Below are 11,158 nucleotides of genomic sequence, written 5' to 3' on the forward strand. Positions count from 1 at the left end.
CTAGGTATCAGCTCCGATAGTCGCCATTGATGGCAACATATTCCTTAGTGAGGTCGCAGGTCCATACCGTCGCGCGGCCATTGCCAAGGCCGAGATCGACCTTTACGGGGATATCCTGCTGCTTCATCACGTTCGAGGCCGCTTCTTCGGAATAGGAAGCGTCGCGCTCGCCGTTGACGGCAACGCGGACGTCGCCGAACCAGATGGCAAGCTTGTCACGATCGGCCATTTCGCCAGCCTTTCCCACAGCCATGACGATACGGCCCCAATTGGCGTCTTCACCGGCCGCCGCGGTCTTGACCAGCGGCGAATTGGCGATCGAAAGCGCGATGCGCTTGGCAGCTCCATCATTCTCGGCACCGGTCACGGTGATCTCGAGCATCTTGGTGGCACCCTCGCCGTCGCGGACGACCTGGATCGCAAGATCCTTGAGGAGTTCGTTGAGAGCCGCGCGGAAAGCCGCAAGCTTCGAATCGCTGGCGCTGTCGATATGCGCCTGTCCGTCAGCCGAGGCGGCGCCGGTGGCAAACAGCATCAAGGTATCCGAGGTCGAGGTATCGCTGTCGACCGTCATGGAATTGAAGCTCGGGCCGACGCCTTCGGACAGCAGCGTCTGCAGAGCGGAAGACGAAATATCGGCGTCCGTGACGACGAAGGACAGCATCGTCGCCATGTCGGGCGCGATCATGCCGGCACCCTTGGCGATGCCGTTGATGGTGACCTTGACGCCACCGATCTCGGCGCTGCGGGTCGCGACCTTCGGATAGGTATCCGTCGTCATGATCGCTTTTGCCGCTTCGAACCAGAAATCGCTGACGGCATCCTTGGCCATCGTGTCGAGCACGCCGGCAAACTTGGTCGCGTCCAGGGGCTCGCCGATCACGCCTGTCGAGGCGAGGTAGACTTCGTTTTCACCGCAGCCCACGGCGGCGGCGGCAGACTTGGCGGTCAGTTCGGTCGCCTGGCGACCCTTCAACCCGGTAAAGGCATTGGCATTGCCGGAATTGACGACGACGGCGCGGGCGCTGCCATGTGCCAGGTTCGTCCGGCAGAAATCGACGGGAGCCGAAGGGCATTTCGAGCGGGTGAACACGCCGGCGACGGCTGCGGGTTTATCGAAAACCATCAGCAGGACGTCGGTCCGGTTCTTGTACTTGATACCGGCAGACGCCGTGGTCATGCGCACGCCGCGAAGGGCCGGCATGGAAACGAAGCTTTTGGGAGCGAGCGGGGAAACGGAACCGGACATGAGAGCCACCTGATAATGAAGGGCCCGGAAAACCGGGCCCTGATGATCTGACTTGCGACTGCTTACTGCTGCGGCTGCGCGTCGGGCGCTGCCGCGCCATCGGCAGGAGCGATGGCGTCATCCGCCGGTGCCGCATCCTGCTGCTTCTGTGCGTCTTCATAGGCCTTGCTGAGCGCCGGGTCGCTGATGGCAACCTTGCTGTCCTGCTTGGCCTTGTTCAGAAGCTCAAGATACTTGTCGCGCATGACGAGCTGACGAACCTGGTCCTTGACCTGGTCGAACGGCGGTGGCGGAGCAACGCGCTTGTCTTCGACCTTGATGACGTGCCAGCCGAAATCGCTCTTGACCGGCGTCTTCGTGTAGGTGCCGACCGGCAGGGCGAAGGCAGCATCTTCGAATTCCTTGACCATGCGGCCATGGCCGAAATAGCCGAGATCGCCGCCGTCAGCCTTGTTCGGGTCGGTGGACTTTTCCTTGGCAAGTTCCGCGAAGTCCTTGCCGCCATCGAGCTCCTTGATGACTGCCTTGGCTTCATCCTCGGTCTTCACCAGGATGTGACGGGCATGCACTTCTTCCTGCTTCGGAAGCGCGGCGACTTCCTTGTCGTAGCGAGCCTTGACTTCGGCATCCGTGATGGCGTCGGCAACATGTGCCTTGAAATAGGCGTTGTGCAGCTCGCGGTCACGCAGATAGGCCATGTGAGCCTGGAAATCCGGCGTCTGGTCGAGCTTCTCGGCAGCAGCCTTCTGCGAAAGCAGCTTCACGTCGATCGAAGCGGAAAGCGCGGCGACCTTCTTCTGGTCGTCCGGCAGCTGGCCGAGCTGCGGATCGAGATTGGCGATCGCCAGATCGAGTTCGGACTGATGGATTTCGACATCGCCGACCTTGGCGACAACCGCATCCTTGGCGTCAGCCGCAAAAACCGGCCCGTGGAAGGTAAAGACTGTTGCGAAAGCAACCGCAGCAAGTTTGTTGTACTTCAACATAAAATAACCCTTCGGTGATCTCGACCGGCTCGATAGATATGATTCCGGCGTGAAAAAGCCTTCAGCAGGAGAATGTGGCCTTTGTGTATCGGCCAAATCCCGTTGACATCAATCGACCCCCCTCTTATCTGTCACGCAACCTCGCGTCCAGAACAGTTTCCGGCCGTTTTGTGCTATACTCCCGTTTTTTTGGGAATGGATAAAGCAGGGAACGGCCGGATGAAATCTCAGAAAGGACCAGTGACATGGTCAGCCTAGGTGGAATTGCCCGCAAGTTGTTCGGCTCGTCCAACGACCGTCGCGTTAAGTCGTTCCAGCCGAATGTCGTTGCCATCAACGCTCTCGAGCAGGAGATGCGTGCGCTGTCCGATGAAGCTTTGGCCGCCAAGACGGTTGAGTTCCGCCAGCAGCTCGCCGATGGCAAGACCCTCGACGACCTCCTCGTTCCCGCCTTCGCGGTGGCCCGTGAGGCTTCGCGCCGCGTTCTCGGCATGCGACCATTTGACGTACAGCTCGTCGGCGGCATGATCCTTCATTCCAACGCCATCGCCGAGATGAAGACCGGTGAAGGCAAGACGCTGGTCGGAACGCTGCCGGTCTATCTGAACGCGCTTGCCGGCAAGGGCGTGCATGTCGTCACGGTCAACGACTACCTGGCGCAGCGCGACAGCGCCACCATGGGCCGTCTCTACAGCTTCCTCGGCCTGACCACGGGTGTCATCATCCATGGCCTGTCCGACGACGAGCGCCGCGAAGCCTATGCCTGCGACATCACCTACGGCACCAACAACGAGCTCGGCTTCGACTATCTGCGCGACAATATGAAATATGATCGCGCCCAGATGGTTCAGCGCGGCCATAGCTTCGCCATCGTCGACGAAGTGGACTCGATCCTCGTCGACGAAGCCCGTACGCCGCTGATCATCTCCGGCCCGCTCGACGACCGTTCCGATCTCTACATCACGATCGACGCCTTCATCCCTGGCCTGACCAAGGATGACTACGAGATCGACGAAAAGCAGCGCTCGGCCAACTTCTCCGAAGAAGGCACCGAGAAGCTGGAAAACATGCTGACCGAAGCCGGACTGTTGAAGGGTGAATCGCTTTACGACGTTGAGAACGTCGCGATCGTTCATCACATCAACAATGCGCTCAAGGCTCATAAGCTCTTCCAGCGCGACAAGGACTATATCGTCCGCAACGATGAAGTCGTCATCATCGACGAATTCACCGGCCGCATGATGCCGGGCCGCCGCTATTCGGATGGCCAGCACCAGGCTCTGGAAGCCAAGGAGCGGGTACAGATCCAGCCGGAAAACCAGACGCTGGCGCAGATCACCTTCCAGAACTATTTCCGCATGTACGGCAAGCTCGCCGGCATGACCGGTACGGCGGCCACGGAAGCCGAAGAATTCGGCAACATCTACGGCCTCGACGTGATCGAAGTGCCGACCAACCTGCCGATCCAGCGTATCGACGAGGACGACGAGGTCTATCGTACGCATGAAGAGAAGTTCAAGGCGATCATCGCCGAGATCCTCGATGCGCATAAGCGTGATCAGCCGGTGCTCGTCGGCACGACTTCGATCGAAAAGTCGGAGCTTCTTGCCGATCTCATGCGCAAGCAGGGCTTCAACAACTTCCAGGTTCTGAACGCCCGCTACCATGAACAGGAAGCCTATATCGTCGCCCAGGCCGGCGTTCCCGGCGCGGTAACCATCGCCACCAACATGGCCGGCCGCGGTACCGACATCCAGCTCGGCGGCAACCTCGAAATGCGCGTCGAGCGCGATCTGCACGACGTCGAGCCCGGTCCGGAACGCGATGCTGCGATCGCCCGGATTGCCGAGGAAATCAAGGTGCTCAAGCAGCGGTCGATCGCCGCCGGCGGCCTTTACGTCATCGCCAGCGAACGCCATGAAAGCCGCCGCATCGACAACCAGCTGCGCGGTCGTTCCGGCCGTCAGGGCGACCCCGGCCGCTCGAAATTCTACCTGTCGCTCCAGGACGACCTGATGCGCATCTTCGGCTCCGACCGCATGGACGGCATGCTGCAGAAGCTCGGTCTCAAGGAAGGCGAAGCCATCGTCCATCCCTGGATCAACAAGGCGCTGGAGCGTGCCCAGAAGAAGGTCGAAGCCCGCAACTTCGATATCCGCAAGAACGTTCTGAAGTATGACGACGTGCTGAACGACCAGCGCAAGGTCATCTTCGAGCAGCGCGTCGAGCTGATGGATGCGACGGATCTCACCGAAACCGTCGGCGACATGCGCCACGACGTCATCGAGGATCTGGTTTCCAAGCACATTCCCGAACGCGCCTATGCCGAACAGTGGGATGCTGACGGTCTGAATGCGGGGGTCGTCAACTTCTTCGATCTCGACCTGCCGATCCACGACTGGGTCAAGGAAGAGGGCATCGGAGAGGACGACATCCGGGCTCGCCTGACCGAAGCAGCCGAAAAGGCAGCGGCCGAAAAGGCAGAGCGCTTCGGCCCCGAGATCATGACCTATGTCGAGCGCTCCATCGTATTGCAAACGCTGGATAATCTCTGGCGCGAACATATCGTCAACCTCGACCACCTGCGTTCGGTCATCGGCTTCCGCGGCTATGCCCAGCGCGATCCGCTGCAGGAATACAAGGCGGAAGCTTTCGAGCTGTTCCAGTCCCTGTTGAACAACCTGCGCCAGGCCGTCACCGGTCAGCTGTCGCGCGTCGAACTCGTACAGCAGCCGGCCGAGCCGGAGACGCCGCCGATGCAGGGTCGTCACATCGACGCCACCACGGGCGAAGACGAATTCGCCCCTCTGAATTTCGTGAGCGAGAACTTCGTGTCTCCGGAAAGTCGCGATCCGCAAAATCCAGCAACCTGGGGTCGCATCGGTCGCAACGAAGCCTGCCCATGCGGCTCCGGCAAGAAATACAAGCATTGTCACGGTGCATTCGAGAGCACGGAAGTCGTCTGAGGCTTCGTTCTTTTTGCTAAATCAATAGGATGCCGCCTTCGGGCGGCATTTTTTATTGCAGCAGCCGGCCGTCCCCTATGTTGTTTTCGAAGGTTCGCAAGAACCTATTCTTAACCCTCCTCTGCCAAAACTATCGTGAGGTTCGGATCATATTAAAAGTATTGCGTGTTGATCATGGCGGTCTTTCAAACAGCGGAGAGAATGCTGCCGTCCGCATTGCGGACCGCGCTATCGCCATATCTGCGCAAACTTGCCAGCCTCTTCACCGGCAATGACGAAAAGGCTATGTCGCAGCGCATGGCGCTGATCGCCTTCGCCATCCGGATTGCCGGCGCAGCCCTTGCCTTCCTGTCGCAGATCATCCTTGCCCGGCTGATGGGCAGATTTGAATATGGCGTCTTCGTCTTCGTCTGGGTGCTGATGATCCTGTTCGGCAACCTTGCCTGCCTCGGTTTCCCGACAGCCATCATCCGTTTCCTGCCGCTCTACGATGCCAACGGCAATCACGATGCCGTTCGCGGCCTGAATGCCACGGCGCGCCTGTTCGTCGTTGCAGTCTCCGGCACGTTGGCGCTGATCGGCGCGGCCCTAGTTTATGCTTTCAGCGGCGCGATCGAGCACTATTACATCATGCCGATCTTCCTGGGCCTCATTGCCGTGCCGATGATTGCGCTTGGAGACGTGCTCGACGGTACGGCGCGCGCCCGGCATTGGCCGGTCATGGCCTTGAGCCCGACCTTCCTGATCCGCCCGACGCTAATACTGCTCTTCATGATCGGCGCCGTCCTTGCCGACGCACCTCGAGACGCGGTTACCGCGATGACAGCCGCGCTGGCCGGCGCCTTCACCAGCGTCCTGCTGCAATACTTGGTCGTGTCGCTGCGCTTGCGCCGCCATTACCCGAGCGGCGCGAAAACCATCGAGTTCAACGCCTGGCTCGCCGTTGCCTTTCCTATATTTCTGGTGGAAGGCGTCGGATATCTCCTCACCAACGCCGATGTCATCGTCGTCGGGATCTTCCTTGATCCGGAGGAAGTGGCCGTCTATTTCGCCGCCGCCAAAACCATGGCGCTGGTTCACTTCGTCTATTTCGCCGTCAAAGCCGCCATCGGCCCGCGCTTCGCAACCATTATCGCGGAAAACGACCGCGGCAAGCTTGCCGCCTTCGCCACCGAAGCCACACGCTGGACCTTCTTTCCAGCACTTGCCGTCGGCCTTGCGGTGCTCGCTGCCGGCGAATTCCTGCTGTCGCTTTTCGGTGCCGCCTTCACCGGTGGCCAGGTGGTGATGGCCATTCTCCTCGCCGGCATTCTCGTCAAGGCGCTGGTCGGGCCTGCCGAAGTGCTGCTGACCATGGCCGACAAGCAGATGCTCTGCGTCTATCTCTATGCCGTCACGCTCGTCGGCAATATCGGGCTGAACATCATCCTCATCCCGCATTTCGGCATCGAAGGCGCGGCCATTGCCGGCGCCGGTGCCATGGCGGTCGAGGCCTTGCTGCTGCATCTCGCCGTACGCCATGCGCTCGGCATCACGCTCTTCGCCCTCATCCGCCGTCCGACGGCGCCAACAGCAACGAACGGGGCTCTCTAGACCATGACGCGCCCGCCCTACACCGAAACGACGGACAGCCAGGTGAATGCACTAACGCATACGCTCGCAGCGCTGCATTTCGACACGCCGAAGGCCGAGGCCAGGGTCGAGGTCGGCCGGGCCGGACGTGAGCTCTGCCTCTATCCCGGCAAGCTCGGCTATGAGCTGCAGGACGAACTGGATTTTCTGTCCAATCGCGCCATGGAGCCAAATATCTTCTTTTCGGGCCGTTTCCTGGCGCCGGCCATGCCGCGCCTCGAGGATCGCCAGGTTCGTCTGGCGCTGATGCGCGACAACAACGGCACGCGCAGCCGCATGCGCCTGCTGATGCCGTTTACCGTGGACAAGCCGGGCTTTGCGATCGGCCCGTCGATCATCCGCGTCTGGTCGAATTCCTTCGGTCCGCTCGGCACGCCGCTGGTCGATGCCGAAGACGCCGGCGAAACGCTCGACAATCTCTTCGAAGGATTGGCGAACCACGACCTGCGCCTTCCCACGGCGCTGGTGCTGCCGGACGTTCGCCTGAACGGCCGCTTCGCACAGATGGCCAAGGTCGTCGCCATCGGCCGCAACCTGCCCATCACCGTGGCAAACACCTTCCAGCGCCCTATGCTTCACAGCAACGAGGATGCGATCGCCTATCTCAAGCGAACGATCTCCAATGCCCATCTGCGCGAAATGCGCCGCCAGTGGCGGCTGCTGGAAACGCAGGGCGATGTCGCCTACAACGTCGCCCGCCAACCTCGCGACATCCACCTGCGCATGGAAGAATATCTGACGCTCGAAGCGAGCGGCTGGAAGGGCAAGAAACGCAGCGCGCTGGTCACCGATCGCCACCACGCCGCCTTTGCCCGCGAGGCGATCTCCAACCTCGCGGCCGTCGATGCCGTCCGTATCCACACCATCGACCTCAACGGCAAGGCCATCGCCTCGATGATCGTACTGATCATGGGCGGCGAGGCCTATACCTGGAAAACAGCCTATGACGAGGCCTATGCCCGCTATTCGCCGGGCAAGCTGCTGATGGGTGAGCTGACAGAATGGCATCTGGACGATGCAAACGTCGTGCGCTCCGACTCCTGCGCGGTCGCCGATCATCCGATCATGAGCCGCTTCTGGCACGAGCGTGAAGACATGGGCACGCTGATCATCGGCCTGACGCAGAACGGCGACCGCGATGTCCGGCAGATCGCCGCGCAACTGCATATGTATCGCAGCACCCGCAACATGGCGAAACTGCTGCGCGAAAAGATCCTGTCGCTTACGAAGCGCTGATTTCGGAAGCTGCCCGCTCTCGCAGCAGGCGGCGGATCACCTTGCCCGATGTCGTCAGCGGTAGGGCATCGACGAATTCGATCTCGCGCGGATATTCATGCATGGAAAGCCGCGTCTTCACCCAGTCACGGATGTCGGCGGCCAGCGCCTCGCTCGGCTCACGGCCAGGCACGAGGACGACATAGGCCCGGACGATTTCGGTGCGTACCGCATCCGGCTTGCCAACCGCCGCGGCAAGCTGCACGGCCGGATGGCCGCTCAGGCAATCCTCGATCTCGCTCGGACCGATACGATAGCCGGAAGACGTGATGACATCATCGTCGCGACCGACGAAGGAAATATAGCCCTCCGCATCCTGCCGGCCGATATCGCCGGTCAGCAACCAGTCGCCGGCAAACTTTGCCTCCGTCGCCTTCTCATCCTGCCAGTAGCCGAGAAACATCACCGGATCCGGTCGCTTGATCGCGATCTGCCCGCTTTCCCCCAGGGCGACCTCGACGCCATCGGCATCGACGACCGCGACCCGATGGCCGGGTACCGGCTTGCCTGTCGCGCCGGGCCTGCTTACACCGAAGGCGGCACTGGAGGACAGCACGAAATTGCACTCCGTCTGGCCGAAGAACTCGTTGACATTGATGCCGAGCACTGCGCGCGCCCACTCAAACGTCTCGCGGCCGAGCGCCTCGCCGGCCGAACCGATGCTGCGCAGTTTCAGATCGTAATGCGCCCGGGGATTGTCGACTGCCTTCAGCAGCCGCAGCGCCGTCGGCGGGATAAAGGCATTGCGCACGCCCATCTCAGCCATGATACGGAAGGCCATATGCGGATCGAACTTCTGCGCTGGGGAAGACACGACGGGCACGCCAAGCATCAGGCTCGGCAACAAGGCGTTCAAGAGGCCACCGGCCCAGGCCCAGTCGGATGGCGTCCAGAGCCTGTCGCCCGCCTGCGGAAAGCCCTCATGGGCAAACTGCATGCCGGGAATGTGCCCCGGCAGGACGCGATGGCCGTGCAGAGCGCCCTTCGGCGGCCCTGTCGTTCCCGAAGTGAAGATCATCAATGCCGGATCGTCCGGACCGGTATCGGCTATTTCGAAAAGCGACGGATACGCCGCCACCAGATCGGCAAAACCTGAGACCCCATGCTCGGCGCCGTCGATGCTGATCACGCGCGCCAGATCCGGCAGCTGGTCCCGGATCGGCCGCAATCGCTCAAGGCCGAAGCGGTTGGTGACGATCACCGATGCGCCCGAGACCTTTAGCCGATATTCCAGCGCCTCGGCGCCAAACAGCAACGCCAGCGGCAGCGCGATCGCTCCCATCTTGTAGATCGCCACATGGGCGATGACCGTTTCGAAGCTCTGCGGCAAGAGCAGCGCCACCCGATCACCGGCACGCACGCCAAGCGCCGTCAGCGCATTGGCGAATGCCGCCGAGCAATCCCGCAACTGGCCATAGGTCATGGAAAGGTGATTGCCGTCCGGATTGAAATGTTGCAGGCAGATCCGGTCCGGCTCACCTTCGGCCCAGGCATCGCAAACGGCATGTCCCATGTTGAATTTCGCCGGAATCTCCCAACGAAAATCACGATAGAGGGCTTCATAAGTATCACGCGGGGGCAATTTCATGCGGAATGTCCAAAAATGGTGCAGTGCAGCTAACACCTCCAGCACTTTTGGTTCAAGGAAACATTTAAGATTGCTGTCTTCCCCGGCGGGCGAATCGCCTTATTTATTGAGTAATACTTCGAAGCTCTTCACGAACTGATGCATCGATCGGCAGCTGCTTGCTCCGCCGATCTATTTTTAGCGACGCATCCACTCCGTTTCCCGCACCGGCGACGGAGCGCTCTTGCGCCGGATACTCGAACGGACGGAGAAAATCGATGGAATATGTAAAGCTTGGCCGGACAGGTCTTGAAGTCTCGCGCATCTGCCTGGGCTGCATGACCTATGGCGACCCGAACAAGGGCACGCATGCATGGTCCCTGAATGAGGAAGACAGCCGCCCGCTGCTGCGGCAGGCAATCGAGGCCGGCATCAATTTCCTCGATACGGCCAACACCTATTCCAACGGCTCGTCGGAGGAAATCGTCGGCCGCGCCATCAAGGATTTCGCCCGCCGCGACGACATCGTGCTCGCCACCAAGGTCTTCAACCGCATGCGTCCGGGTCCAAACGGCGCTGGACTGTCTCGCAAGGCGATCTTCGACGAGATCGATAACAGCCTGCGCCGCCTCGGCACTGATTATGTCGACCTCTACCAGATCCACCGCTGGGACTACACGACACCGATCGAGGAAACGCTGGAAGCGCTCCATGATATCGTCAAGGCCGGCAAGGCCCGCTATATCGGCGCCTCGTCCATGCATGCTTGGCAATTCGCCAAGGCGATCTACACGTCCCGCCTCAACGGCTGGACCGAATTCGTCAGCATGCAGGACCATCTGAACCTGCTCTACCGCGAGGAGGAGCGCGAGATGCTGCCCTTCTGCGAGGACCAGAAGATCGCCGTCATCCCCTGGAGCCCGCTTGCCCGCGGCCGCCTCACCCGCGATTGGGACGAAGCGACCGCACGCACGCAATCCGACGAATTCGGCAAGACGCTCTACACCCAGGCTGTCGACGCCGATCATAAGATCGTCGATGCGGTCGGCACCATCGCCAAGGCCCGCGGCATCGCCCGCGCACAAGTTGCCACCGCCTGGATCCTGCAGAAAAGCGCCGTTACCGCGCCCATCATCGGCGCCTCAAAGCCCGGCCACATTACGGACGCCATCGCTTCGCTGGCCGTCAAATTGACGCCGGAGGAAATCGAGGCGCTGGAATCGCCCTATATCCCGCATGGGGTTGCCGGCTTTAAGTGACCGGAGATTTTGGAGCGGGTCAAGCGCATTCACCGTTGCAGCATCGGACTTGCCTCGCCCCTCACCCCAGCCCTCTCCCCGCAAATGCTAGGGCAATCGCATATGAGGTGAGATCGGTGCCACGCAACCCCTTCTCCCCTCGGGGAGAAGCAACCATGTCATTGCGGTGCCTGTTGCCAAGGCCTGTCGCGTTGAAGGATGAGGTTGGCCGCCTCGATAAGCTT

7 protein-coding genes are annotated in these 11,158 nt (G+C 61.0%); 4 read left to right on the forward strand and 3 right to left on the reverse strand.

Annotated features, from left to right (window positions below):
* Nucleotides 1-7: 7 nt before the first annotated feature.
* Nucleotides 8-1,249 (reverse strand): bifunctional glutamate N-acetyltransferase/amino-acid acetyltransferase ArgJ, encoded by a 1,242-nt coding sequence (gene argJ / locus A6U86_RS24750; RefSeq protein WP_068396592.1) that lies wholly within the window; start codon nt 1,247-1,249, stop codon nt 8-10.
* 62 nt (nt 1,250-1,311) lie between these two features.
* On the reverse strand, nt 1,312-2,235 hold the full coding sequence (locus A6U86_RS24755; protein ID WP_068396595.1) for a peptidylprolyl isomerase: 924 nt from the start codon (nt 2,233-2,235) through the stop codon (nt 1,312-1,314).
* A 245-nt stretch (nt 2,236-2,480) separates the two neighbouring features.
* Between A6U86_RS24755 and secA the strand changes: the two genes are divergently transcribed.
* The 3 genes from secA to A6U86_RS24770 all read left to right on the forward strand — a co-directional run bounded on the left by secA (nt 2,481) and on the right by A6U86_RS24770 (nt 8,069).
* Entirely contained in the window at nt 2,481-5,201 is a 2,721-nt protein-coding gene (gene secA, locus A6U86_RS24760; protein ID WP_068396598.1) for a preprotein translocase subunit SecA, read from the forward strand.
* A gap of 165 nt (nt 5,202-5,366) precedes the next feature.
* Nucleotides 5,367-6,794: a polysaccharide biosynthesis C-terminal domain-containing protein gene (locus A6U86_RS24765; protein ID WP_244510086.1), complete on the forward strand. Its 1,428-nt coding sequence runs from the start codon at nt 5,367-5,369 to the stop codon at nt 6,792-6,794.
* Nucleotides 6,795-6,797: 3 nt separating this feature from the next.
* A complete protein-coding gene (locus A6U86_RS24770) occupies nt 6,798-8,069 on the forward strand; it encodes a GNAT family N-acetyltransferase (RefSeq protein ID WP_068396601.1) in 1,272 nt (423 codons plus the stop codon).
* Here A6U86_RS24770 and A6U86_RS24775 read toward each other — a convergent pair.
* Nucleotides 8,056-9,696, reverse strand: a complete 1,641-nt coding sequence (locus A6U86_RS24775) for an AMP-binding protein (RefSeq protein WP_068396605.1) — start codon at nt 9,694-9,696, stop codon at nt 8,056-8,058. The two genes, A6U86_RS24770 and A6U86_RS24775, sit on opposite strands and share 14 nt — an antisense overlap.
* Nucleotides 9,697-9,953: 257 nt before the next feature.
* Between A6U86_RS24775 and A6U86_RS24780 the strand changes: the two genes are divergently transcribed.
* Nucleotides 9,954-10,934 (forward strand): aldo/keto reductase, encoded by a 981-nt coding sequence (locus A6U86_RS24780; protein WP_068396608.1) that lies wholly within the window; start codon nt 9,954-9,956, stop codon nt 10,932-10,934.
* Nucleotides 10,935-11,158: the final 224 nt, after the last annotated feature.

The sequence above is a fragment of the Rhizobium sp. AC27/96 genome (assembly GCF_001692325.1).
Lineage (GTDB): Bacteria > Pseudomonadota > Alphaproteobacteria > Rhizobiales > Rhizobiaceae > Rhizobium.

Excerpts from the sequence above, each read along its gene's own strand:
- argJ (WP_068396592.1), bottom strand. The coding sequence starts at position 1,249 with ATGTCCGGTTCCGTTTCCCCGCTCGCTCCCAAAAGCTTCGTTTCCATG.
- A6U86_RS24755 (WP_068396595.1), bottom strand. The coding sequence starts at position 2,235 with ATGTTGAAGTACAACAAACTTGCTGCGGTTGCTTTCGCAACAGTCTTT.
- secA (WP_068396598.1), top strand. The coding sequence starts at position 2,481 with ATGGTCAGCCTAGGTGGAATTGCCCGCAAGTTGTTCGGCTCGTCCAAC.
- A6U86_RS24770 (WP_068396601.1), top strand. The coding sequence starts at position 6,798 with ATGACGCGCCCGCCCTACACCGAAACGACGGACAGCCAGGTGAATGCA.
- A6U86_RS24775 (WP_068396605.1), bottom strand. The coding sequence starts at position 9,696 with ATGAAATTGCCCCCGCGTGATACTTATGAAGCCCTCTATCGTGATTTT.
- A6U86_RS24780 (WP_068396608.1), top strand. The coding sequence starts at position 9,954 with ATGGAATATGTAAAGCTTGGCCGGACAGGTCTTGAAGTCTCGCGCATC.